Here is a 24142-nt window from a genome sequence, read left to right as displayed (position 1 = left end):
CTCGGGATTGGCCAAATTCCGCCAAAACTTAGAGAAATTCTAATCTATGAGCTTTGATCTGTGTCATCTGGTCGCACAATGTTACCCACATTAAAACAGCTTCAGTACTTCAAATCGCTGGCCAAACACCTGTCTTTTTCGAAGGCGGCAGAGGCTTGTTTCATCACACAATCAACGCTTTCTGCCTCGATCAAGCAGTTGGAAGGCATTCTTGGGTGTGAGCTGCTGGACCGCTCTGGTCGCACGCTCGTTCTGACTGAAGCGGGAGAGAAGGTGCTTGAGAGGGCATCTTTGCTGTTGCGTGATGCAGAGGACCTTGTGCAGGGGGCTCGTGCACAGAACAAGCCGTTGTGTGGCCGGTTCCGGTTGGGGGTGATTCCATCCGTTGCGCCATTCTTGCTACCACGCTTTCTGCCGCAGCTCAGGGAGCTTTATCCTGAGTTGCAATTGTTCCTTCGTGAAGATCTGTCGCGTAATTTGATAATTGCTTTGCGGGAAGGGCGGATTGATGCGGCGCTGATGGCGCTGCCCTATGACACGACGGGGTTTGAATCTGCTGAGATCGGAAGCGACGCTTTTTATCTGGCCGTGCCGAGTGCGCATGCGCTGGCTGAAGTCCATGAAGTGAGGATGGAAGATCTTGCGGATGAGGTGCTGCTGCTGCTGGAAGATGGGCACTGTTTGCGAAACCATGTGCTTGCCGCGACGGGAGGGCGCATGCTGACGGCAAATGAAGATGTACAAGCCACATCTTTATCAACACTTGTGCAAATGGTGGATAACGGCATCGGCGTCACTTTGGTGCCACGTATTGCAGTAGATGCAGATATCGACCGCGGGACCTCTTTGAAGCTGATCAAGATTGCCGACAAGAATGCGCGCCGGACGATTGGAATGGTCTGGAGGCGTAAATCTTCTTTTGAAGGAAATGCAAAATTACTTTGCAAGGCTCTGGAACGCTTTATGGTTGAAACTCAAAGAGACGTCTCGGTTCCTCAAGATGTATCGGAGAAGAGTGCTTGAAAAAAGCGCGTTCAAAGGAGAAACCAGAGCCATTAAAGCGCAGGATCAGGCGTTGGGTGTTGCGCACACTCGGGGTGCTTGTGGCTTTGCCGGTGGTGCTGACCCTGCTGTATTCTGTGGTTCCTCCTTATTCCAGTTTGATGCTGTTTCGCGTTGTGACTGGTCAACCCGTTTGGCGTGAATGGGTGCCTATGGAAGAAATTTCCATTAATTTACAAAGTTCTGTGGTTGTCTCCGAGGATGCTACCTTCTGCACTCATGGCGGTGTCGACTGGCCTGCTGTGCGTGGGCAGGCCTGGAAGTTGTTTGAAGGCAAGCGCCCTCGAGGGGCGAGCACCATCACCATGCAGCTTGCGAAGAACCTGTTCCTCTGGAATGACAGGGATTATCTGCGCAAAGTGCTGGAGGTTCCTCTGGCGATGCTCATCGATACGGTGCTGTCGAAACGGCGGGTTTTGGAGATCTATCTGAACGTTGCGGAGTGGGGTCCGGGGATCTTTGGAGTGGAAGCTGCATCGCGAACTTTCTTTGGGAAAAGTGCTGCAAAACTTTCTGCGACTCAGGCCTCTTTGCTGGCTACAGCGCTCCCAAACCCAATTGCCAGGAATCCCGCAAAACCTAGCTCTGGACATCGCAGGCTTGCCGGTATAAACCGTAGCCGAGCTCAGGTGGCCGGCGAAGTGCTTAACTGTATTTCGGCGCCGGAGAGGTAGTGCGAAATTATTTTCGTATAAGGACTGGCAAATCCTTCTGTTTGCCTGTATAACCCCCGCCAATCTGAGAGATTGTGTATTTCGCACGTTAACGCCGCGCTTGAGTGGCGCGTGCGCATGTGACGAGAGAGAGAGCTACAATGGCTGTTCCTAAGAAAAAAGTATCGCGTATGAAGCGCGGCTTTCGCCGTTCTACTGATGCTCTGGCACAACCAGCTTACGTGGAAGACAAGGATTCCGGCGAACTTCGTCGCCCGCACCATGTTGACCTGAAGAGTGGTATGTACCGGGGTCGTCAGATCCTTCAGGCTAAAGACGACGCTTAAGTCTGAAGCGATCAGCGCGAGTTGATTTTGAAAAGGCCGTCCCTCGGGGCGGCTTTTTCTTTTTGCGGTGTCGGGTAGGATAAACACAGGCAGTAACCAGACTAAAACCGCCCCGCAGAGAGGCGGTTTTTGCTTGCGGCCGGTGATCTAATGCAGTTATTTGATATTCTCGCGGAAAACCTGCATTGCGGCGTTGTAGTCAAGTGTTCTGGGGCGCCATTGTCCGAGCCAATTTTTGCAGTTTCTTGTTTCGAAGATATTTTCTGATAAAGGGCTGTCATTGTCATTTAGAATATTCAGGAGCGGTAGCTCTTGAGAGCTTGCACTGGGGGCTTGCCATTTTTTCCAATCTTGTCCCGGCCCTGTTGTGTCGAAGTTTTTGGCAAATGTGGCCCATGCTGTGTTCATGGTCATTGCCAGCTTCTGGTTTGCATCGGAGGTTGCTGGGGGCAGGGAGTTGAAGACGAAAGGAAGCTCAGCAGCATGGCACGAGTTGTCCCACTGGTTTTGCGGACCGCATGCATTGCTGCCTGAGCCCGGTAAAATCTGAACTTGATCTGGTTGGTTGAAGAAATAGGCCCAGATGTTTGTCTGATCTGATTTGGGCTTCACGTCCATGTTCGCGCAGGAAAATGCAAAGTCATTTATGAGGTTTGAGAGGGCTGTTACCTTATCGTTTGCTAGGCCCCTTCTTTGCTCTTGGGTGAAAACGGTTTTTGGACTGTACTCCGCAGTTCCGAGGATTGTTTCAGTACAATCCTTGTCTTTGACTGAAGCACAGTTGAACAGATTCTTGACAAGGTTTTGATAAAAAATAATTTTGGTTAGTGGCTCAGCTTTTTGAGCAAAATAGATGCCTTCGTTCTGATTGAAACCAAAAATGAGTGGTTTTGTACTGCCGGTTCTTAATTGGTCTGCTGGTTGTTGCGTCAGGAACTTGCCGTCGATTATCGGCGTGAATGGAAGCGCGCCAGGTAATCCGACTATGCCGCTAAGATCCAGGTGGCTGAAGTTGTACTTCGCGTATAGCGTTTGCGCTTTGCTGATGTCATCTAAGGTGTAGTCACTTAGGTCTGCACTCTGCTCAGCCCAAATTAAGTTGCAGTCCATGTTTATTTTTATCTTTTTTTTAATAGCAGCCAGACAGCCGAGGAACATTTTTGCCTGCTTGGCACCATCCTCGTTGTTGCGGTAGCGGTAACCTATCGGGTTACTTTCCATAATCACAGCGTTGAAAAGATCTTGAGTTTTTGAGGTGCCCCACAGGTGAAGCCCGGCGGACATTGCGCCAGCACTTTCTCCAAAGAGTGTCACCTTGTCAGGGTCTCCACCAAATTTTTTGATATTGTCTTGTACCCATTGAAGTGCAGTCATTTGGTCTTGAAGGCCATAATTGCCACCAACTGGAACTTCACCTTGATCAGAGAAACTTAGTTGCATGAAGCCCAGAGCACCTAAGCGGTAATTGAAGGTGACGAGGATGACATCCTGTTCAGCGGCGAACGTTGCTCCGTCGTAAAGCAGGAATTCGTTCTTTTCTGGTGGGTACATGTCGTTGCTTTTGCCAGCAATGAATGCGCCGCCATGAATGAACACCATTACTGGCAGGCCTTGTTTAGAGACGTTTTCTGTTTTAGGCGTCCAGATGTTCAGGAATAAACAATCTTCGCTTTGATCAGGATCTTTGCTCGAGTCATATCCCATCTGAATACAAGACTTTCCAAACTCGCTTGCCGGAGTTTTGGGATCGTAGTTTGATACGATTGTTGAGGGGTCCCAGCGCTTTTGCGTGGCGTACTCGATGCCTTTGAAGAGGCTGTAGGAGTCTTTTTCCGAGGTTACGCCACAGATTGAACCGCCATTCTCGAAAGGCACACAGTATTCATCTGCTGCTGCACTCATGGATAATGCGCTGCATCCGAGGCCGATTAGTGTGGCGGCGGCGAGGTGTAGAGGTTTCATTGCTTTGTCTCACTTCATTTTGAGATTGACGAAGCAAGTATGAAACTGAGAGGCGGAATATCTGGTTGAATCTACAAAGGAAAACTTGCGAGCTTTGGTAGCATTCAGGAAACAATGAATTATCAATATTGATAATGTGGCATGGCAGCAAAAAGCCGCAGCTGGTTGAACTGCGGCTTTGAAGCTTACGGTGTCGGCTGTTCTGCGTATTAACCGTTTGCGACGTATTGAGCGCCGTTGATGGTCATGACGGAGCCGGTGACGAAGGCTGCGGCTGTGGAGGCGAGGTAGCAGACCATGCCTGCGATCTCTTCTGCCTTACCGAGACGACCCACCGGGATCTGGCCGATGATGCCTTCCAGAACCTTCTCAGGGACAGCAGCGACCATGTCAGTGTCGATATAGCCTGGGCAGATGCAGTTCACGGTGATGCCCTTGCGCGCTGTTTCCTGCGCCAGTGCTTTTGTGAAGCCGATCACGCCTGCTTTTGCTGCGGAGTAGTTGGTCTGGCCGATCTGGCCTTTCTGTCCATTGATGGAAGAAATGTTGATGATGCGGCCAATACCACGCTCGCGCATGCCATCCAGAACCGGGCGGCTCATTGTGAACATTGAGTCGAGATTAGTTTTCATCACGGCGGTCCACTGGTCATAATCCATCTTGTGGAACCAGCCATCGCGGGTGATGCCCGCGTTGTTTACGAGAACTTCGACCGGGCCGAGCTCTTCTGCCACTTGAGCAATACCTGCTTCACAGGCCTTAGGGTCCGCTACATCCCATTTGTAAACACTGATGCCGGTTTCTGCGCTGAATTTATCAGCCGCTTCCGTGTTGCCTGCATATGTTGCGGCAACTGTGTATCCTGCATCCTTCAATCCTTTGGAAATCGCTGCGCCGATGCCACGCGTTCCTCCGGTTACAATTGCTACCCTGCTCATCGATATACTCCCCGCCTTAGGAATAAAATATTGGAACCCACTACTACAGGTAATAATAATGACGGAGCAAAGACAACTCCGTCATTAGTTAGGGAATTGACTTGAACTTTACGCAGGGACCATAAAGCTCAATTATTCCAATTAGGTGACATTACTACCAATGTTGAGGTTATTTTCTCTCAACACACAGTGCGATACCCATACCTCCACCAATGCATAGGGTTGCCAGGCCTTTTTTCTTCTCTTCGCGCTTCATTTCATGCAGAAGTGTTACAAGTACACGTGCGCCGGATGCACCGATTGGGTGGCCAAGAGCGATTGCGCCGCCGTTGACGTTGAGCTTGTCTGAGTCGATTCCCAGTTCCTGACCAACGGCAAGAGCCTGCGCTGCGAAGGCTTCGTTTGCTTCGATGAGATCGAGGTCATCAATAGCCCAGCCAGCTTTTTCGAGTGCTTTTTTGGAAGCAGGGATTGGGCCAAGACCCATGTATGCAGGATCAACACCAGCAGTTGCCCATGACTTGATGGTTGCCAACGGTTTCAGGCCACGCTTTTCAGCAGCGTCTGCGCTCATCAAAACAAGAGCTGCTGCACCATCGTTGATGCCGGATGCGTTGGCTGCGGTTACGGTGCCTTCTTTTTTGAATGCCGGGCGCAGTTTCTGCATTGCGGAGATTTCAGCACCCATGCGGATGAATTCATCATCTTCCACCACGCGCTCAGTTCTGCGCTCTTTTACGGTGATTGGAGTGATTTCGTCTTTGAACTTGCCAGCTTTCAGAGCAGCTTCTGCTTTGTTCTGAGAGGAGACAGCGAACTCGTCCTGAGCTTCACGGGTGATCTGGTACTTTTCTGCGATGTTTTCTGCAGTGATACCCATGTGATAGCCTTGGAACGCATCAATCAGACCGTCCTTCAGCATGGTGTCAGTCATGGAGTAGTCGCCCATTTTCACGCCGGCACGCAAGCTCTGGCAGTGTGGGGACAGGGTCATGTTTTCCTGACCGCCTGCAACGATGATATCTGCATCGCCAGACTGGATCTGCTGCATGCCCATAGCGACAGCGCGCAGGCCTGACCCGCAAACCTGGTTGATGACGATAGCGGTCGAATCATCTGCCATGCCAGCGTTGATCGCTGCCTGACGTGCCGGGTTCTGACCGAGACCAGAAGTGAGCACGTGGCCGAAGATAACTTCGTTGACGTCGTTTGCTTCTACTTTCGCCTGATCAAGTGCTGACTTGATAACCGCGGTGCCGAGGTCTTGAGCTGGGGTGTTGGCGTAGGACCCGTTGAAGGATCCGATTGGGGTACGTGTCGCGCTTACAATTACAACATCATTAGGCGAGGTCATGTGCAATTCTCCAATATTTGTGCAATGCGGGACTTCTTATTCGCACGCAAATCACCAGGGCGGGCAGCCATGCTGGTGCAATGCAGCATAAGAGATCCTTCGAACTCGTAGAATACCTAATGGGCAGACTATTCAATTTGTAGGGGGGAAAGCCAGATGAATTCGATAATTCCAATTAAGACCATAGTAGACCAATGAAACCGCTAGCGTGAAAGGTGGGATTTAGCTTACTCTGCGGCTTACTAGTTAATCTCGTATGTAAAAAATATGGGATCAGGGGGGAGCTGGCCGGAGCAAATTGGGATAGTGTTCCAGATCAGCCATAATAGCGCATTGAGGTACTCAAATCTGATGGCTAAGACAAACGAAGCCACTATCATCAAGAAGTACGCCAACCGGCGGCTCTACAATACTGGAACCAGCACCTATGTGACTCTCGAGGATCTTGCGGTGATGGTGAAGGATGAAGATGACTTCGTCGTCATTGACGCCAAATCCGGTGATGACATCACCCGGACTGTTCTGACGCAGATTATCTTTGAGCAGGAAAGCAAGGGGCAGAACCTTCTTCCAATTACCTTCCTGCGCCAGCTGATCCGGTTTTACGGTGACAGCATGCAAAACCTCGTGCCAAGCTATCTGGAATTCTCCATGTCCTCTCTTACACGAGAGCAAGAGAAGCTGCGCAGCCAGATGAACCAGAACTTTGGCTCCTCTGCCTTTGAGGTTCTGGAAGATCAGGTGAAGCGCAATGCAGATATGTTTGACCGCGCGATGAAGATGTTCCTGCCGTTTGATGGGGCAAACCCTGCGGATATGCCGGGGCAAGCTCAGGCGCCTGAAAAGGAAGCTGCGCCTAAACCTGCAGAAACGCAGGCCAGCAGCGGCGATATTTCCGACCTGAAAGAGCAGCTTGCAGAAATGCAAAAGCAGATCGCAGCTTTGGCAGCAGCCAAAAAAGACGCCTGATACACGCACATTGCTGCTGAGTTATGGAAGCCGGAGGGATGCCTTCGGCTTTTTTAATAGATCCACGGGAATAAGCGGCAAGGGACCTTCTCAGTATAGGTTGTGTAACCTTCGCAGTTGCTGGTGAGGGTTTTTTCTTCAGTTCTCATCAGCGGCAGGAAGCCGAGGATGATGAGCGGGATTGCGAGGAAGGCGAAGAGTTTTGAGCCCAGTATCATGGAAAGGCCTGCGATGCAGAACATGAGACCGAGATACATGGGGTGGCGGACCAGTGCGTACGGTCCGCAGCTTTCAACGCATTGCTGCTCGCTCAGGTCTATTTGAGGTGTTGGCTTGGCGAAGGGGCTTTTGCTGAAGGTCCAGACGATGAGAATGACACCGCACAGGAAGAGGAACAGGCCTCTGAGGATTGGTTTCACGTCTCCCGTTTGAGGCAGGATATGCCAGAGGTGAGCGTCCAGAGCAGCGAGCAGGAAGTAGACGAAGATCACTCCGAACAGAATGAGAGTGGCGCGTTTGTCTCCCTTCAGGGCCTTGGAGGGGAACGAGGTGCGTTCTTTGAACAACCAGGGATTTATGCGGGCGAGCCATAAGCCTACGCCGACTTGCGCGAAGTAAACCAGTGCCACAATCATCAAGCCCCGCGGCCATGCCAGTGATGATCCTGCGAAAGCGATGGATGGCAAGATGGCGAGTGCGATGAAGACCGCCAGCATCGCTGAGCTTATGGTCAGACGTAGGTACAGACTTCTCTCCATCTCAACTTGCGTGTGTTGCAATTGCACAAGTTTACGGAGAGAAACCGTCTTTGAGGCGAACAGATTGCTGGTCTGCTGAATATCCGGTTAGTGGGATGTTTCTAATTCGCCGGAACCTGCTCATTGATCAGTCCCAGTGTGCGAATGTAACTGGCGAATGCTGGTTCTGTGGTGAACTGGTAAGCGGTCAGGCCTGCTTCGCGGGCACCTTCCACATTGTCGAGGCGGTCATCCACGAACAGGGATTCTTCTGGTTGGAAGCCGTACTTCTCACAGACTGTCAGGTAGATGTTCGGGTCTGGTTTGCGGGTTCCGAATTCAGCGGAGGCATGGCCGCGGTCACCAAAGATTGGCTCAAGTGCCGGAGCGACTTCATAGAGCGCGTCTTTCAGCATCATGCCGTTGTTGGTGAGCAGGGCGACTTCGTGGTTTTGTTTGATTGCTTCTACATGGGAGAGCATGTCCGGCCATTCGGTCATCATGTCCCGGCGAATTTTGACCCACGTTTCACGTGAAATAGGATGGCCCAGAAGTCGTTGATACTGCGAGAGGTATTCTGCTGCAGTGTGCGGCGTGCCGGCTTCGGCAGCGTTTTCTTCTGGTCCCTTAAAGACGATATGATCGATCTCTTCGGCTGGTTTGCCGGTCATGTCAGCGAGGACATTCAGACGGTAGGGGTGGTCATAATCGTAAAGGACGTTGTCCATATCAAAAATAACAAAGCGAATAGGCATGGGTACCAATCTGAAATGAAGTGAACCGTGATAGTGGTGCAGTTGCTTGGCGCAATATAGTCCAGCAACTGCGGTAAAGTTGTGTCAGCCTGCGTCAGCCGTGAAACCTGCTGCTTCAATGCCTGCAATGGCTGAAGCTTCGTCGTTTTCGGATGTGTCACCGGTGATGCCGACTGCGCCTAGAATTTCGCCGTCAGTGTTGCGGACCAGAACGCCGCCCGGAACCGGGACAATGCCACCGCCTGCAACGCCGTTGAGGGCCTGCACAAAGTGAGGGCGGCTTTGGGCGTTGTCGTTGAGCCAGCGGGAACCTGCACCAACTGCTACGGCGCCATAGGCTTTGCCCATTGCGATTTGTGGGCGCAATATTGATGAGCCATCCTGACGTTCGAGCGCGACGAGGTGGCCGCCTGCATCCAGCACAGCGACGGTGAGCGGTTTGAGGCCAAGCTCGCTTCCTTTAGCCTGTGCTGCTGAGATGATTGTCCGGGCGTGATCAAGATTGAATTGCACCATAAGTATTTCCTGATAGGTTTTGCTGAATCACCCTGTTTTAGCAGAGGATGATGATGCGGGGAATTCTTCGTTAGGGGACCGGAGATTCACTGGTAATTACAAAGAGGGATTTTTCGTGTTTAGAGATTTTCAGGTTCCGGGTCGCTCCGCTGTTTATGCACCACATGCAATGGCAGCGACATCCCATCCATTAGCAACCAATGCAGCGCTCGAAATTTTGCGAGAGGGCGGCACTGCCGTTGATGCTGCTGTGGCCGCTATGGCTGTTCATTCTGTTGTTGAACCGCATATGACGGGCATTGGCGGCGACTGCTTTGCAATTGTTGCGCAGCCGGATGGGACGCTCTCGGGCATGAATTCATCTGGGCGCGCTGCTGAAAATGTGAGTGCAGATAAGCTGATAGCGGATGGTTTGCTTGATGTTGCCGTGGATTCAATTCACGCCGTGACTGTTCCGGGCGCCTTGCGCGGGTGGGAGAAGCTGCTCAAAGACCATGGACGGTTTTCATTCGACAAGGTTCTGAAACGGGCGATTGGTTATGCGCGTGACGGGCATTCAGTCTGCCCGCGTGTGGCTGCGGACTGGAAAGGTGCTGTTGACTTTCTCAAGCGTGATGAAGGTGCATCTGAGCTGTTTTTGAAGGATGGTCGTGCGCCTGTTGTTGGCGAAATGATGCGTAACCTTCCCTTGGCTGAGACACTGGAAGCTGTTGCAAAGAGTGGAGCGGATGCGTTCTACAACGGCCCGATTGCTGAAGAGATTGCAACAGTAGTGCAGGCGAAGGGTGGATACCTGACAGCGGACGATCTGGCCGCGCATGAGGCCGTTGATCTGACGCCAGTCACCACGGACTATCGCGGTGTGACGGTTGCTGAATTGCCACCTAACGGGCAGGGCATTGTAGCTCTTATCATGCTGGAGCTGATGAAGCGGTTTGACTGGGCTGATCTGGACCCAATGGGGCCAGAGCGGTTCCATCTGGAGATGGAGATTGCCAAGATTGCGTATTCTGGCCGTGATCGTTTTCTTGCTGATCCAGAGGCGATGGAGTTTGACCCGCAGGCGTTTCTGGATAGCGACTACATCGACGGTCTTGCCAAGTTGATCCGCACGGATGCTGTGTTGCCGAGGCAGTCGGAAGAGGTGCTCTCACCGAAGTCTGATACGGTTTATCTGAGTGTGGTTGATGAGGATGGTCTGGCCATTTCGCTCATCAACTCCATTTATCACGGCTTCGGGTCTGGTATCGCGACACCGAAATCCGGTGTGCTTTTGCAAAACCGTGGGGCGTGCTTCACGTTGGAAGAGGGGCATCCAAACCAGATTGCTGGCGGCAAGCGGCCAATGCACACTATCATTCCGGCGATGGTTCTAAAGGACGGTCTGCCTTATATGAGCTTTGGTGTGATGGGCGGTGGATACCAGCCGTGTGGCCATGCCCATGTGCTTTCCAACCATCTGGACTACGGTATGAACATGCAGGAAGCCATTGATTGCCCACGTATGTTCATCGACGAGAAGTCCTTGTCTTTGCAAGCTGAAACCAGTGTCTCAGCGGAGACGGTTGAAACACTGCAAGCTTTAGGCCATGAGGTGTCCATTGTGACTTCCCCAATCGGCGGTGGACAGGCGATCATGTTTGACCGAGCCAACGGCGGCGGTCTGATTGGCGGCTCTGACCCACGCAAAGACGGCTGCGCACTGGGCTACTAAGGTGCTGGTGTTTTGCTGGCTGTGATGGGTATCCAGAGTGGCTGGTTGGTGTCGCTCTGGGTGCTGGTGTTTCATTGTCAGTGAGGCTTAGGTCTTCGCGGAGCAAAAGCTAGTCACCCACCGCCGCCTTCCCGCACTTGATGCGGGATCCAGACGGAGGTGGCTTTTTTGAACCAGAAGTTAGCTAAGCGTTTTAACTGCTTAATGGTCTATTCTGTCGTTTCAAATTCTGCGCTATCGGCAGCTTCAGCGAGTGCTTGAGGGCTAACATTGTCTGCTTCTGTTTTATTCTCTTTCAATCGCGGCGCTGGTGGTTGCCAAGCTTTGAGGTTCTGTCCGGCTTGCTCATAAAACTCAGGAACTATTCTTTCCAGCTCGCTGATAAAGTTTTTCCGTTGGGCAAATTTGCCGCTAAGGTCACAGACCATCACCACCTCAAAACTGGAGGCAATTGCGTTTGGTTTTTCTGTGAATGCGAGGCTTGGGTCTTGCCTCAGGTCAGCGAGAGAGTGCTGAGCATATGGCCCGCGACCGGGCCAGAAATGACGAATGTGTAGATTTGCCGGTTCAGCTGATTGCAATTGTCTGAGCAGCCAGTTTGTACGTGCTTTCGTCGATTTTTTGTCTTCAGGTGCTTTTAGGCGCATATAAACACTGATGGATTTCGTCTGAAGATCGGCGCAAATCTCTACTGGGGCTGCGGCGTTAGGAACAGAAAGCGTGGTTTCCAAACGCATTTCAACAGAGAGATTCTGAATATCAGATTTAATCCGTGCTTGGTGATCAATAGCGTGGGCTCTTGTTGTCTTAATATTCACATCGCGACCAAGTTGCCGACTTAAGATCAAACTCAAGTCTCTGGCTTCTTGGTGCCAAGCTCCGATGACTTCTTTTGCATCCTCTGAGTTTTGAGAAATTGCTCCGCCTGCTTGGACTGCTGAGACAATTGTTGTCCATGCAGCAGGCATTTGCGTGAAGCTTTTAATTCCAGCGCTGGTATGAGTAAGGAAACGCACAAACTCGTTGATGATAATCCTTCGCTCAAGATCTTCAATCATATCGCCTTGGAGTAGCAATGAAGCTTCTGTGAGTACATACATCCATGACCAATGATAAAGTTCAGCTTTCTTTCTGGTTGCGGCTGAAACAGTGAGCGGATGGTGAGATGGTAACGGAGCAAACTGGTTGGAAATTGTTATTACCGCATCGATCTTGTTGGCTTTCGCAATGTCCATATAGCTCTCGATTTGTGAAGCATCCAGATCAGCGTTGCCGATCTTGGCCTCTACCAGAGCCGTCCAGATTTTAGAACCAGTTTTGACGACGATCAGCCCGTCTGGTCTAAGTCTACTCTCGTTTTTTGCGTCGGAAAAAACGACTTCAGTGTAAGTCTCAATCTTCGTGCGAGCACCAATCCGTATACCAAGGTCAGCCAGCATTGCTTGCCCAAACTCAGGTATGTTTTGAAGGCATGAAAGAAGAATAGATAGTGCTCGTCCTTCTTTGGAATTTTCAGAAAGAACCGGAAAAAGACGAGCTTTGTCTCCAGATTTTAGGTTATCTGCAGGATTAAACATATTGCCCTCATAAAATAATAAAATCTGAATCTAATAGTAAATAGGTGGTGTTGATGGCTGCAATCGTTATCTGGAGTCAATTGCTTGAATTAATTAATCTAATTTATGTTTCAGGTGAGATATATTAAGGTGATTTAGTGTGTGGGTACCGCTATCGGGTTAAGTACTTAGCAATTGCTGTTTTGTGGAGTACCCGAGTTTGCAATCCAGTCACACTTAATTGTCAGCTTTAGAAACCCCCATTGACACCACATACATCTACGGTCATCCTGACAACGAGGCTTCGAAACCTCTTTGTCAGCGGTAACCGCTCCCGTTAACTAGCGGATTTTTTGTGCTTTTTTTCCAAAGGCGCAAACCCTTTGCTATGAGCGGGAGGGCGGTGAATACAACACCTCCTTCGGGGGGGAATAAACTCGCCTGTCTGACTCAGGTTTCGAACCTCCCGCTCGCCAGCGGGCCGTCGAAAGCTCAATGTCGTGCGGTTCATTCAACAGCCAAGTCAGAAAGGCTTTGATTATGGACGACACTGCATGCGCCTGTGGCGCCACAAATACTCATCAGAATGAATTTGACGAAATAAACGTTGCTGTTTCTGATCTCCAGAACCTTGCTTATGTGCAGCATATGGTGCTGAGCGAGCGGATGAAGAACAGTTGTGAACGAGACGTTTTATTCACTTTGCACTACGCTTTATGTAACCGCCTAGAGGCACTTGATAAGACCTGCGGAACTTTAACCGATGCGTTGTCCGGCACGTCCTTCCCTAAAGGATTTTCCGGTCACGCGACACGCAGCGTCGCCTCTCCACCACCGGTCGAAACCAATATTGTGTCTCTTGATTAGATCACTGTGAACGGCACTCCAAGGGCTGCCTCAACTACCCTTGCACAGCCCTTCATGAGTGTCCTGCTGGTCTGCGGCCGGGCGAAGTGTGTCCGCAGGCCAGCGTTTTTGAGTGGCTGTTTTCCAGTGATACGCTTTAGGTACCAAGTTCTTGACGGAGGATATCTGCAGTTTTCATGGGCATGAACATGCGCAGGGGGTTAGATTGGAGGCTTTGAAACTGAAGTCTCTCATAGATTGCTTTTCTGCTGGCGACTTTCTCCGGGTTTCCGCAGTCGAGTACATCAAGCATGATTACAGCAGCTGCATAGCCAGATTGAGATGCGCGAGAAGCACGGCATAAGGCATCGATCAGAAGGTCTTCTCCAATCTTTTGTCCCCGGTAGCGGATGTCTCTGCCGATCATGGAGATATAAACGGCAGGAATTGAACCATGACGCGGCGCTGTCCGTTTATATTTGCCCGGAAGGTCCTGATAATGAACTGCATGGGCATTCATGGCATAGAAACCTGCTGTGTCTCCATTGGAGCTGACCATCACGTATATTGACGTGTTGCCCGCATTCCTGAGTTTGTTGGCTGTCTTTTTAAAATAGTTGTCGACCTGTTCAACGCCACAAGAAAAGCGCGCTCTGTCATGCTTCTCAGGATCGAAAGCTTCAATGAAAAACTGCGGTTCAGCCCCATCCGCAGATGATGACTTTTCCTGAACGCTTACGTCCGTCAACGGCTGGTCACTCGTGTCTTGTAGCGTTTTGCTGCGGTGACGAGTGCTTCATTTGGATCTGGTGGTGTTTCCAGAGCAGCAGTGAAGGCTGCATGGTCGACCACTTCGAGGCGGGTGTGCTCATGGGCTTCAATCACGCGTTCTGCTTCTCGCAGGGCGGCGCTCATCGTAAAGGTGGAGTCGTCCACGCCCGACAATGCTGCAGCATGCTGTATAGCCGCCTTGATGGGGGCCTTGGTGCGGAAGTTCATCCGCTCCGTGTTGCGGCCTTTGATCTCTTCGGTTTCATCGTTGAATCCAAGCATCGCGTGCCTCCTTTGGCCTGTGTCGTCTTTGTGCTTTTGTACGTCACATGTGCGTACGAGTCAAGAAAGGCGCACTTTATGGCTGGAGGCTGTGGTTGAGCAAAAACTTATTCCCCTTGCTGTTTCTAGATTTATCTTAGTTTTGTGCCCACGCAATCGGGCAGGAGTGGACCGTCCATTCCGCGGCGTGGGCGGGGTTGGGCTACCGATGAGAAGTAACGTATCTTGTCGGGAGGTCCGGTGAAGCGCCATACCCTTTTGAGGCCACAGTGGTATAGGGAGTTTGGGGTCGTTCCGGAGGGCGTCCGGTGGTGACAAGAAATTGTCGATGACAGGGAAACCTGTCAGTGACATGGGAACGTGTCATTGACACGGGGACGTGTCAGTCACGTCTGTCCGAGAGGGAGCCCGCGCGTTCATGATAAAAGGCCCGGGCGAGGCGAGTAGCTGATGCCGAAGAAACTAATTTAACAAGTAGCGCAGGCAACGTCTGCTCGCCTTGCTCCACCCGTTTAACGGGGACCAAAGCTTCACCACTGCATGGATGGCCATGTGGTGCTATTGGTGTTTGTGGGGAGAGGTAGACATCAGGCATAAAAAAACGGACCCGAAGGCCCGTTTTTCAATTCTTGCTAAAGCAGTTCACGTTTAAGCAGATGAACTGCATTAGCTTTTGTTTGGGCGTATCTTTATCCGAAAACCGGTTTCCACTTTTCGGAGATACGATGTCTGTGAGGCTTATTCGCCGCCGCGGTTATCGCGGAAGCTTTTGCCGCCACCTGGCTTACCTTCGCCACGACCACGGCCTTCACCACCACGGCCACGACCTTCGCCACCACGGTAGCCACCGCCACCGCCGCCTTCACGACGACCACGACCACGGCCTTCACCGCCGCGTCCGCCTTCACCACGGTAACCGCCGCCACCACCGCCACCGCGGTTGTTGCGATTGCCACCTGGGCGACCACTGCTGCTGCGCTCTGGATTGCCTTCGATACGGGTGATGGTGATTGATTTTTCACCAGTGCCGTTTTCTTTGACAGTTTCCAGGAACTTGTCAGCAAGTTTTGCGTCGAGTTCGAAACGGGCGTCTGCATCAAAGATGCGGATGGAGCCGATGTCTTTTTTGGTGATGTGACCTGCGCGGCAGATCATTGGCAGCAACCAACGCGGTTCAGCGTTGTGTTTGCGACCGACGTTGAGGCGGAACCAAACACCGTTGTCGAAGTCTTTGCGTGGCTTGCGCTCACGCTCACTATCGAAATTGGTGCTTGTTGCCAGCAGTTCTTCCGGTGCAGGCAGACCCTGATGGATCTGGCGCATGTAAGCAGCTGCGATTTGCTCAGCGGTGAACTTCTCAAGAAGTTCCTTCACCATTGGCAGATCTTCTTCGCTCGGTGCTTCCTGCAGATCGGAGGACGCAAGGATGCGCTCACGGTCTTTGTTGCGAATTTCATCGGCTGTTGGCGCTGGAGCCCATTCCGCTTTCACTTTTGCAAAGCCGAGAAGGCGTGTTGCTGTGCGACGGCGGGTGTGTGGGACAACCAGAGTACAAACGCCCTTACGGCCTGCACGACCAGTACGGCCAGAACGGTGCAACAGGGTGTCTGCGTTGTTTGGCAGGTCTGCGTGGATCACGAGATCCAGGTTTGGCAAGTCAATGCCGCGTGCAGCAACATCGGTTGCCACACAAACGCGGGCCCGGCCATTACGCATAGCGCCAAGAGCGTGGTTACGCTCAGCCTGGCTCAGCTCACCGGAGAGAGCAACAACTGCGAAGCCACGGTTGCCGAGGCGTGCAGACAGGTGCTTCACCATTTCGCGGGTGCCGCAGAAGATGATGGTGTTCTGAGCTTCGTAGAAACGCAGGACGTTGATGATCGCGTTTTCACGGTCGTTTGGTGCGACCTGCATTGCGCGATATTCAATATCAGCGTGCTGTTCGCGGTTGCTTACTGTTGAAATGCGCTGTGCATCACGCTGGAAGCGTTTTGCGAGGCTTTCAATCTGCTGAGGAACAGTTGCGGAGAACAGCAGAGTGCGGCGTTCTTGTGGTGCAGCGCCAAGAATGAATTCGAGGTCTTCACGGAAGCCAAGGTCCAGCATTTCATCTGCTTCGTCCAGTACAACTGTGCGAAGTGAGGAAGTATCAAAGGAACCACGTTCAATATGGTCACGCAGGCGGCCTGGGGTGCCGACTACGATGTGTGCGCCTGCAGAAAGATTGCGGCGTTCACGGCGCATATCCATACCACCAACACAAGTGGTGATACGAGCACCGGCTTCGCCGTAGAGCCATTCCAGTTCTTTAGAAACCTGGATAGCCAGCTCACGGGTTGGCGCAACACACAATGCAAGAGGTTCGTTCGCACGGCCCATACGCTCTTCATCACCCAGCAGTTCCGGCGCAATAGCGATGCCGAATGCAACTGTTTTACCAGAGCCTGTCTGAGCAGAAACCAAAAGGTCTTTGCCTTTCAGTTTTTCATCAAGAACGGCTGTCTGGACCGGGGTTAGAGACGTGTATTCGCGCTTTTCTAGTGCGGTAGAAAGCGCTGGGGCAACCCCTTCAGGTATCGTCATTTAGTATTTCTTTCGAGGAGGGTCATTATCTATAAAGCAAGAGCTTTGTTGCCCTACCCATCGCTTCCGCTCACTCATGAAACCATAAAGGGGACCATGAGGCGGCAAATGGCAAGCGAGCTCTTTTCTTCGTGGGCCTTGTAGTCTGACTTCGTGAAAAGGTCAATGAGATATAAAAAATAGATATGAAAGGTACATGTAAGTTTGCCGTGGTTCGGAGGTCCTAAGCTTCGAGAAAATGGCTAGAATTAAGGGTCCAAGAGAGCAGTATCACGGGTGATTGTGATAGATAAATCGGGTGTTTGCCACCTAAGTGCTGTTGAGGAATTGGGTGCTTTGATTTTTGAACTGAACGGTGATTTCAGCTTTACGCTAAGACTATTTGCCTTTTTCATGGGGCAGAACTAAAGAGGGGCGATTAACAGACGGAGGCGAAATGGATCAGCTCTCAAACTTCTTTGGTGCAATGCCCTCATGGGTTGGAGTGGTCCTGCTTGTTGTGTTCATTCTGAGTGGCCGTCTGTTCAGAGACGCCTGGAAGCTTCAAGGCGCCAGATGGAAACTGCGGTGCTGGGTTTTTGGGTTGCTTGCCTTGTCGAGCTTTCTGTTGCTGGTGTTCGGCGTTTTTGATTTTGGCTGGGCGAGCAGATAACTTTCTGGTTGCAGAAAACTAGTTTTAAGAGCCTTGGTATATGATAGCTCTCAAATGGCAGAGGTCTGCCGCGAGAAACCTATTGGAGCCAAGAGCATGTTTTCGAAGCCATCATTGATCAGACGAGGTATTACAGCCAAGTTGTTTGGCCTGGCTTTTGGGCTCCTGTGCCTCTATCTCATCGCGTTGCTTAACCTGAATGTTTCGTTTGTGGTTCAGTTCGGCCTGATCCTGTGGTGCATTACACTTGGTGGTCTGGTAGCGCTGATAGGGGTCATAAACTATCTGCCCCTGCTGAAGTCCATCATGCCGAGCTGGTTCTCTGGCGGTTTCATTTGCGGATGGATGAACTTGCTGCTCTGGCTCATTGGCGGGGATAGTCTGACGTCGATCGGGCAGGGGCTGTTTCCGACACTGGGTAGTCTGTTTCTTGGTATTGGTTTTGTTGCCATTGGTGTCGGCTTCGGGATTGTCGCCGGGTTCTTTGCCAAGCTGATTGGCGGTGAAGGGCCGGACGTTGCGCGAGATTATACCGACAGTAAATAGCAGGCATGCAAAAGGGGCCTTTCGGCCCCTCGAATGTTTTGAAAATGGATGGTGATTAAGCTGCGCTCTGCTCTTCCATCGCTTGCTTGCGCTTACACGGCTGCAGCTTTTCACGAAGCGGGCTGTTTGGGTCAACTTCGCGCTTGCAGACGATGCAGTGGTCCGCGCCTTCAATGGCGTTCAAGCCGCCGCAACTGCCAGTGATCGGCTTGTTTCTGAAAACGGCGCCAATAGCCATTCCTGCTACGACCAGGACCAGCACGATAAACGCGATGATGAAAGTTGCCATTTCGATATTCCGTTATTTCTCTGCAGACTGCTCGAATTTTCTGAACGCGCTGGAAGACCGGGTGATAAAGTGGTCGCCTTCGCGAACGATGAAAAATGCGGCAATCCCTTCACGCTCTGCCAGAGCCATGCCGCGCTTGTCTCCCATTGCAAGGAGGGCTGTTGCCAGACCATCAGCGCGCATCGCATTGTCAGCAATTACAGTTACTGATGCAAGTTTATGCGTTACCGGACGCCCGGATGCAGCATCAATAATGTGTGAGAAGCGTTTGCCGCCCACTTCCTTGTATATGCGATAATCGCCAGATGTCGCCATGCCTTTGTTACTCACTCGTACGATTTGCTGAACCGTACGAGTTGCGGAGTCTGGCTTTTCGATGCCGACGACCCATGGCTCGTCTTTTGAGTTTTTGCCTTTGGTGACCAGATCGCCGCCGATTTCGACAAGGTATTCGTCAATGCCGTTTTGCTCCAGAACAGAAGCAACTTTGTCGATGCCAAAGCCTTTTGCGATTGCGGAGAGATTGACTGTGGTATCCGTGTTGACTTTACGCAGTGCCGGAGGATCGGTCTCAAACTCCAGCATGGTGCTCATGCCGACAGACTCAAGAGCGTTGCGGATTTCGCGTGGGCTTGGCTGGGGAGGAGTGTCCTGCTTGGTACCAAAGCCCCACAGCTCAATAAGTGGTGCCAGCGTCACGTCAAAATAACCGGCTGTCAGATTATGAATGCGCAGCGACTCCTGCATCACGATGCTGAAATCGCGAGAGATTGGCGTCCATTCAGTGCTGGTGGAGCGGTTAAAGCGGCTGATCTCGGAGTTTTTGTCCCAGTTGGACATGGCCTTGTTGACGCCAACCAGAGCCTCGTCAACCTGCTGCTGCAGTTCCTGTTTGGTTACAGAAGACGACCCTTTGATGGCTTTGACGTTGAATGTAGTGCCCATGGTTTTGCCGTGAAGTATGATTTCTTCGCGACTTTTGTCATTGGGTACACATGCTGTGACAAAGATGAGTACGAGAGCTGTAATGAGGAAGCGCATTTAGGCCTCAGAGTTTGTTAATTTCCCCGCGTAATCGGCTTATTCTGGTTTTCTGTCAAGTTAAATAGGGTTTGATACTGCTGTCGCAAAGATCAGCAATAGATGATGGTGAAGAAATTGGTAGGTGGTACTACGTGCATGTGAAAACATAGGGGAAAACTTATTTGAGATAAAATTTTCGCGAAACAGCCTTGTTGCCGTTACGTCAATATCACGGATCCCTATTGAAATTTGCGGTATATCAGGGTATTGGCCCGCATAAATCCGTAGGAATAGCTGACCGCAACGCACTTTAATGGTATGCGGGCGGTTACTCCTAACCGGAGCCATGGATGAGTGACGTTCAGCAATGCTCGGGCTTTGTTGCTGAAATTGCGGTCCGTGGGGGGATTTATCTCGGTTCGACTTGTCAAAGTCAATAATCCGCATGCGCGGCATTTTGTAACTCGCAGAATGACTTAGCATCATTTACCCGTAGATACTCCCGTGAACATCTAGTGGTTTGCCCTATAAGAAGCCTGACAGGGTAAGGGATGAAGATTACAAAAGGATTGGATCTGCCGATCACCGGTGCTCCGAACCAAGAGATCCACAAGGGTCCGAAGGTTCGCCGTGTTGCAGTGAATGGCGGGGATTACAACGGGTTGATGCCGCGTATGTTGGTTGCTGAAGGCGATCGCGTCGTAAAGGGTCAGCCTCTTTTCAATGACAAACGCTCTCCTGAAATCAACTATGTTGCTCCGGGTGCTGGTGTTATTGAAGCAGTCAATCGTGGTGCACGTCGCGTTCTGGAAACCATCGTCATCAAGCTGGATGATGGTAACGAAGAACAGATCGCTTTCTCAAAGTTTGAAAACAGCGCTTTGGCAACTCTGGACGCATCTGTCGTTCGTGAGCAACTCGCCAAGTCTGGTCTTTGGACAAGCTTCCGTACCCGCCCATACTCCAAGGTTCCGGTTTTTGAAACGCAGCCGCGTTCCATTTTCGTAACTGCGATGGACACCAACCCGCTTGCTGCGGATGCTGGTGTAATCATCAATGCGAATGCTGGCGCGTTTGAAGCTGGGCTTCAGATTGTCTCTAAACTAACCGATGGCCGCACATTCGTATGCCACAGCCCGAAGGATAACCTTCCGGGTGCAAGCGTTGTTGATGTGCAGATGGAAAGTTTTGAAGGTAAGCACCCAGCAGGTAATGCGGGTACTCACATTCACTTCCTCGATCCGGTTAATGAAAACAAGACAGTCTGGACCATCGGTTATCAGGATGTCATCGCAATCGGTAACCTGTTCCTGACAGGTGAACTGGATGTCTCCCGTGTTGTTTCTGTTGCAGGTCCGCTGGCTTCCAAGCCGCGCCTCGTAACAACTCGCATTGGTGCGGATCTGAATGATCTGCTGGCTGGTGAAACACTGCCGGGTATTCCAGCTCGTGTCGTTTCCGGGTCCGTCCTTTCCGGCACTATTGCCGCCGACCAGTTTGCCTTCCTTGGCCGTTATCACACTCAGGTGACGCTGATGGAAGAAGACCACAAGCAAGACGTTGTTGGCTGGGTTCGCCCATTCATGACGAAGTGGTCCAACCTTAATGTGCATCCTTCCGGGTTCTTCCGCACCAAGCTGCAGTTCCCATTTGGTACAAACAAGAACGGTTCCATCCGCGCAATCGTTCCATTGGGTACCTATGAGAAGGTCATGCCGCTCGACGTTCTTCCAACTCAGCTGCTCCGCTCCCTGATGGTGCTGGACACTGACATGGCGCAAAAACTTGGCGCTTTGGAGTTGGATGAAGAAGATTTGGCGCTATGCACCTTCATCTGCCATTCCAAGAATGAATACGGAGCTGCGCTGCGTGCAAATCTTGATAAAATCGAGAAAGAGGGCTAACCCGTGAGTTTGCGCGATAAGTTTGATCGTATTGCGCCGCTCTTTGAAAAGGGTGGCAAGTACGAGAAGTTTTACGCCGTCTATGAGATGGTGGATACCTTCATCTACACTCCAAAAACAGTGACCAGCGTTGCGCCGCACGCTCGTGACCACGCTGATCTGAAGCGTGTCATGACGTATGTTGTGCTGGCGACGATCCCTGCGATCCTGTTTGGCATGTACAACACTGGCCTGCAGACAAACTCTGCACTGGCCGCAATGGGCATTACTGAGCCTGCTGGCTGGAGAGCGTTTATCCTCTCTCTGCTGGGTATCGGTTTTAACCCGGACAGCATCTTCGCCAACATGGCGCACGGTGCGCTGTACTTCTTGCCGATTTACATCGTAACACTCGGTGTTGGCGGCATCTTCGAAGTGCTGTTTGCCACTGTGCGCGGGCACGAAGTGAACGAAGGCTTCTTTGTTTCCTCCATGCTCTACACGCTGATCCTTCCAGCTTCTACGCCACTTTGGCAGGTTGGTCTTGGTATCGCGTTTGGTGTGGTGATCGGCAAGGAAGTGTTTGGTGGGACTGGCAAAAACTTCCTGAACCCGGCGCTTGTTGGTCGTGCATTCCTCTACTTCGCTTATCCGGCTGCATTGTCTGGTGATGCGGTGTGGACGCCAGTTGATGGCTTCTCTGGTGCAACTGCACTGGGTGTTGCTGCGTCTGACGGCATGCAGGGACTGGCTGCAAACGGCATCACATGGATGAGCTCTTTCGTTGGTACCATTCAGGGTTCCTTCGGTGAAACCTCCACGATTGCTATTGCTCTTGGCGGTGTGTTCCTCGTGACCACAGGTATCGCAAACTACCGTCTCATCCTTGGTTGTCTGGCGGGCATGATTGGTTTCAGTCTGTTGCTGAACCTGATTGGTTCTGAGACCAACCCGATGTTTGCAATGCCTTGGTACTGGCACCTTGTCACTGGTGGCTTCATGTTTGGCCTCGTGTTCATGGTGACTGAGCCTGTGACTGCTGCGATGACAAATCCGGGCCGTTACATCTACGCTGCCCTGATTGGCGTGATGTGCATTCTGATCCGTGTCATCAACCCGGCCTTCCCAGAAGGCATGATGTTGGCAATCCTGTTCGGCAATATCTTTTCTCCGCTGATCGACTACTTCGTTGTGAAGGCGAACATCACACGGAGGATGAAGCGCCATGCCTAATGCTGAAAACACAACAGCTCCTACAGGTCTTTGGGCGCGCTTCAACGCGATGCCTCTGGACTCAGCTCCGCGTACGATTACCGTTGCTGTGGTTCTGTGTCTGATCTGTTCGATGATTGTTTCCGGCGCTGCGGTGCTGCTTAAGCCTCAGCAGGAAATCAACAAAACACTCGATAAGAAGACCAATATCCTCAAGGTTGCTGGTCTTTTCGAGGCTGGTGTCGACGTTGAGAAGGCATTTGGTGCCTTTGAACCGCGGCTTGTTGATGTTGCAACTGGCAAGTTCTCTGATGCGGCCGACGCTGCGACCTATGACCAGCGCGCTGCTGCGAAAGATCCGGTTCTTTCCGTTGCTTTGGATAATGATCCAGCATCCATCAAACGTCAGGCTAAACTGGCTTCGGTTTATCTGCTGCGCGATGATGCAGGCAAGATTGAGCGTATCATTCTGCCAGTGCACGGCTACGGTCTGTGGTCCACGCTTTATGGTTTCATCGCACTGAATGCTGATGGCAATGAAGTGTATGGCCTGCGTTTTTACTCCCACGGTGAGACCCCAGGTCTTGGTGCGGAAGTAGACAATCCAAAATGGATGGCTCAATGGCCGGGCAAGCTGGTTTATGGCGACAACGGGTCCGTGGACATCGGTGTCGGCAAAGCGGTTCCAGCGGGTATTGATGGCTCCAAACACCACATTGATGCGATTGCAGGTGCAACGCTGACATCCCGTGGTGTCGACAACCTCGTCAAATTCTGGATGGGCGAGCAGGGCTTCAAGACCTTCCTCGACAATCTGAAAAAAGGAGAGGCGTAATGGCTGGCAAAGACTTGTCCATGCTTAAGGACCCGATGGTCGATAACAATCCGATCACGCTTCAGGTTCTTGGCATCTGTTCCGCGCTTGCGGTAACCTCTTCCCTGAAGGTTGCGCTGGTGATGGCGATCGCGGTGACGCTTGTGACAGCGTTCTCCAACTTCTTCATCTCTCTTTTGCGTAACCAGATCCCATCTTCTATCCGCATTATTGTGCAGATGGTGATTATTGCGTCTCTCGTTATTCTGGTTGATCAGGTTCTGAAGGCGTATCTCTACGAGATTTCCAAGACACTCTCCGTGTTTGTTGGTCTGATCATCACCAACTGTATCGTGATGGGCCGCGCAGAAGCGTACGCTATGAAGAACCCACCAATCCCATCTTTCCTTGATGGTATTGGTAACGGTCTGGGTTACTCCCTGATCCTGCTGCTGGTTGGTGTTGTACGTGAGCTGCTTGGCTCAGGTTCCCTGTTTGGTGTGCAGATCCTTGAGACCGTGAACAACGGTGGCTGGTATGTGCCAAACGGCCTGCTGCTGCTGCCTCCGTCCGCGTTCTTCGTGATCGGTCTGCTGATCTGGGGTTTCCGTACCTGGAAGCCTGCGCAGGTTGAGAAGCGCGACTATAAAATCATGGAAACTGAGGGAGCTCACTGAT

Annotated in this window: 24 protein-coding genes; 12 read left to right on the top strand and 12 right to left on the bottom strand. The window is 51.6% G+C overall.

Annotation, left to right across the window (positions count from 1 at the left end; genetic code table 11):
• The first annotated feature begins 78 nt into the window (after window positions 1-78).
• The 3 genes from PsAD13_RS01070 to rpmF all read left to right on the top strand — a co-directional run bounded on the left by PsAD13_RS01070 (window position 79) and on the right by rpmF (window position 2062).
• Window positions 79-1023, top strand: coding sequence for a hydrogen peroxide-inducible genes activator (locus PsAD13_RS01070; protein WP_063317058.1), 945 nt, complete (start codon window positions 79-81; stop codon window positions 1021-1023).
• Window positions 1020-1736 (top strand): monofunctional biosynthetic peptidoglycan transglycosylase, encoded by a 717-nt coding sequence (mtgA, locus tag PsAD13_RS01065; RefSeq protein WP_063317057.1) that lies wholly within the window; start codon window positions 1020-1022, stop codon window positions 1734-1736. Before PsAD13_RS01070 ends, mtgA begins: the two co-directional genes overlap by 4 nt.
• 140 nt (window positions 1737-1876) lie before the next feature.
• Window positions 1877-2062, top strand: a complete 186-nt coding sequence (rpmF, locus tag PsAD13_RS01060) for a 50S ribosomal protein L32 (protein ID WP_057464705.1) — start codon at window positions 1877-1879, stop codon at window positions 2060-2062.
• Between the two features lie 156 nt (window positions 2063-2218).
• Here the strand turns inward: rpmF and PsAD13_RS01055 are convergent, their stop codons facing one another.
• The 3 genes from PsAD13_RS01055 to PsAD13_RS01045 all read right to left on the bottom strand — a co-directional run bounded on the left by PsAD13_RS01055 (window position 2219) and on the right by PsAD13_RS01045 (window position 6316).
• Window positions 2219-4024, bottom strand: a complete 1806-nt coding sequence (locus PsAD13_RS01055; RefSeq protein WP_084404608.1) for a carboxylesterase family protein — start codon at window positions 4022-4024, stop codon at window positions 2219-2221.
• Window positions 4025-4233: 209 nt separating this feature from the next.
• On the bottom strand, window positions 4234-4962 hold the full coding sequence (phbB, locus tag PsAD13_RS01050) for an acetoacetyl-CoA reductase (RefSeq protein ID WP_057464706.1): 729 nt from the start codon (window positions 4960-4962) through the stop codon (window positions 4234-4236).
• Between the two features lie 169 nt (window positions 4963-5131).
• Window positions 5132-6316 carry an acetyl-CoA C-acetyltransferase gene (locus PsAD13_RS01045; protein WP_063286141.1) on the bottom strand — a complete coding sequence of 395 codons (1185 nt, stop codon included), beginning with the start codon at window positions 6314-6316 and terminating at the stop codon, window positions 5132-5134.
• A 351-nt stretch (window positions 6317-6667) separates the two neighbouring features.
• Between PsAD13_RS01045 and phaR the strand changes: the two genes are divergently transcribed.
• The gene (phaR, locus tag PsAD13_RS01040; RefSeq protein WP_063286140.1) at window positions 6668-7285 is read left to right on the top strand and encodes a polyhydroxyalkanoate synthesis repressor PhaR; all 618 of its coding nucleotides are present in this window, start codon (window positions 6668-6670) and stop codon (window positions 7283-7285) included.
• A 53-nt stretch (window positions 7286-7338) separates the two neighbouring features.
• Here the strand turns inward: phaR and PsAD13_RS01035 are convergent, their stop codons facing one another.
• The 3 genes from PsAD13_RS01035 to PsAD13_RS01025 form a co-directional block, all read right to left on the bottom strand.
• Complete coding sequence (locus tag PsAD13_RS01035) at window positions 7339-8043, bottom strand: isoprenylcysteine carboxylmethyltransferase family protein (protein ID WP_208980650.1); 705 nt, start codon at window positions 8041-8043, stop codon at window positions 7339-7341.
• 101 nt (window positions 8044-8144) lie between these two features.
• The gene (locus PsAD13_RS01030) at window positions 8145-8777 is read right to left on the bottom strand and encodes an HAD family phosphatase (protein ID WP_063317055.1); all 633 of its coding nucleotides are present in this window, start codon (window positions 8775-8777) and stop codon (window positions 8145-8147) included.
• Window positions 8778-8861: 84 nt separating this feature from the next.
• Window positions 8862-9293 carry a heme-binding protein gene (locus tag PsAD13_RS01025; protein WP_057464711.1) on the bottom strand — a complete coding sequence of 144 codons (432 nt, stop codon included), beginning with the start codon at window positions 9291-9293 and terminating at the stop codon, window positions 8862-8864.
• A 115-nt stretch (window positions 9294-9408) separates the two neighbouring features.
• Here PsAD13_RS01025 and ggt point away from each other — a divergent pair, with 115 nt between their 5' ends.
• Window positions 9409-11007: a gamma-glutamyltransferase gene (ggt, locus tag PsAD13_RS01020; RefSeq protein ID WP_063317054.1), complete on the top strand. Its 1599-nt coding sequence runs from the start codon at window positions 9409-9411 to the stop codon at window positions 11005-11007.
• Window positions 11008-11216: 209 nt separating this feature from the next.
• Here the strand turns inward: ggt and PsAD13_RS01015 are convergent, their stop codons facing one another.
• The gene (locus PsAD13_RS01015; protein ID WP_153039909.1) at window positions 11217-12242 is read right to left on the bottom strand and encodes a hypothetical protein; all 1026 of its coding nucleotides are present in this window, start codon (window positions 12240-12242) and stop codon (window positions 11217-11219) included.
• An 861-nt stretch (window positions 12243-13103) separates the two neighbouring features.
• Between PsAD13_RS01015 and PsAD13_RS01010 the strand changes: the two genes are divergently transcribed.
• A complete protein-coding gene (locus PsAD13_RS01010; RefSeq protein WP_063317052.1) occupies window positions 13104-13430 on the top strand; it encodes a hypothetical protein in 327 nt (108 codons plus the stop codon).
• A 136-nt stretch (window positions 13431-13566) separates the two neighbouring features.
• On the opposite strand, the gene PsAD13_RS01005 is transcribed toward PsAD13_RS01010, so the two are convergent.
• The 3 genes from PsAD13_RS01005 to PsAD13_RS00995 all read right to left on the bottom strand — a co-directional run bounded on the left by PsAD13_RS01005 (window position 13567) and on the right by PsAD13_RS00995 (window position 17045).
• Window positions 13567-14157 (bottom strand): GNAT family N-acetyltransferase, encoded by a 591-nt coding sequence (locus PsAD13_RS01005; RefSeq protein WP_244275082.1) that lies wholly within the window; start codon window positions 14155-14157, stop codon window positions 13567-13569.
• Window positions 14154-14462 (bottom strand): DUF1778 domain-containing protein, encoded by a 309-nt coding sequence (locus tag PsAD13_RS01000; RefSeq protein WP_063317051.1) that lies wholly within the window; start codon window positions 14460-14462, stop codon window positions 14154-14156. Before PsAD13_RS01000 ends, PsAD13_RS01005 begins: the two co-directional genes overlap by 4 nt.
• A gap of 738 nt (window positions 14463-15200) precedes the next feature.
• Complete coding sequence (locus tag PsAD13_RS00995) at window positions 15201-17045, bottom strand: DEAD/DEAH box helicase (RefSeq protein WP_063304489.1); 1845 nt, start codon at window positions 17043-17045, stop codon at window positions 15201-15203.
• A gap of 436 nt (window positions 17046-17481) precedes the next feature.
• Between PsAD13_RS00995 and PsAD13_RS00990 the strand changes: the two genes are divergently transcribed.
• Together PsAD13_RS00990 and PsAD13_RS00985 are read left to right on the top strand one after the other, a co-directional pair.
• On the top strand, window positions 17482-17697 hold the full coding sequence (locus tag PsAD13_RS00990; protein WP_063291484.1) for a hypothetical protein: 216 nt from the start codon (window positions 17482-17484) through the stop codon (window positions 17695-17697).
• Window positions 17698-17793: 96 nt separating this feature from the next.
• A complete protein-coding gene (locus PsAD13_RS00985; protein ID WP_108820489.1) occupies window positions 17794-18243 on the top strand; it encodes a hypothetical protein in 450 nt (149 codons plus the stop codon).
• 55 nt (window positions 18244-18298) lie between these two features.
• Here PsAD13_RS00985 and nqrM read toward each other — a convergent pair whose 3' ends face one another.
• Window positions 18299-18532, bottom strand: a complete 234-nt coding sequence (gene nqrM / locus PsAD13_RS00980; protein WP_057465444.1) for a (Na+)-NQR maturation NqrM — start codon at window positions 18530-18532, stop codon at window positions 18299-18301.
• Between the two features lie 12 nt (window positions 18533-18544).
• A complete protein-coding gene (locus tag PsAD13_RS00975; protein ID WP_057465443.1) occupies window positions 18545-19573 on the bottom strand; it encodes an FAD:protein FMN transferase in 1029 nt (342 codons plus the stop codon).
• 533 nt (window positions 19574-20106) lie between these two features.
• Here PsAD13_RS00975 and PsAD13_RS00970 point away from each other — a divergent pair.
• The 4 genes from PsAD13_RS00970 to PsAD13_RS00955 are packed head-to-tail and all read left to right on the top strand — an operon-like array spanning window position 20107 to window position 24141.
• Window positions 20107-21459 carry a Na(+)-translocating NADH-quinone reductase subunit A gene (locus PsAD13_RS00970; protein WP_063317050.1) on the top strand — a complete coding sequence of 451 codons (1353 nt, stop codon included), beginning with the start codon at window positions 20107-20109 and terminating at the stop codon, window positions 21457-21459.
• Window positions 21460-21462: 3 nt separating this feature from the next.
• Window positions 21463-22671: an NADH:ubiquinone reductase (Na(+)-transporting) subunit B gene (locus PsAD13_RS00965; protein ID WP_063290461.1), complete on the top strand. Its 1209-nt coding sequence runs from the start codon at window positions 21463-21465 to the stop codon at window positions 22669-22671.
• Window positions 22664-23485, top strand: coding sequence for a Na(+)-translocating NADH-quinone reductase subunit C (locus PsAD13_RS00960; protein WP_063317049.1), 822 nt, complete (start codon window positions 22664-22666; stop codon window positions 23483-23485). Before PsAD13_RS00965 ends, PsAD13_RS00960 begins: the two co-directional genes overlap by 8 nt.
• A complete protein-coding gene (locus PsAD13_RS00955; RefSeq protein WP_057465439.1) occupies window positions 23485-24141 on the top strand; it encodes an NADH:ubiquinone reductase (Na(+)-transporting) subunit D in 657 nt (218 codons plus the stop codon). The genes PsAD13_RS00960 and PsAD13_RS00955 overlap by 1 nt, the downstream gene beginning before the upstream one ends.
• The last annotated feature ends 1 nt before the right edge of the window (window position 24142 follow it).

It is taken from the genome of Pseudovibrio sp. Ad13 (assembly GCF_001623225.1).
GTDB lineage: Bacteria > Pseudomonadota > Alphaproteobacteria > Rhizobiales > Stappiaceae > Pseudovibrio.
This window is presented reverse-complemented; position numbering and strand designations above follow the sequence as displayed.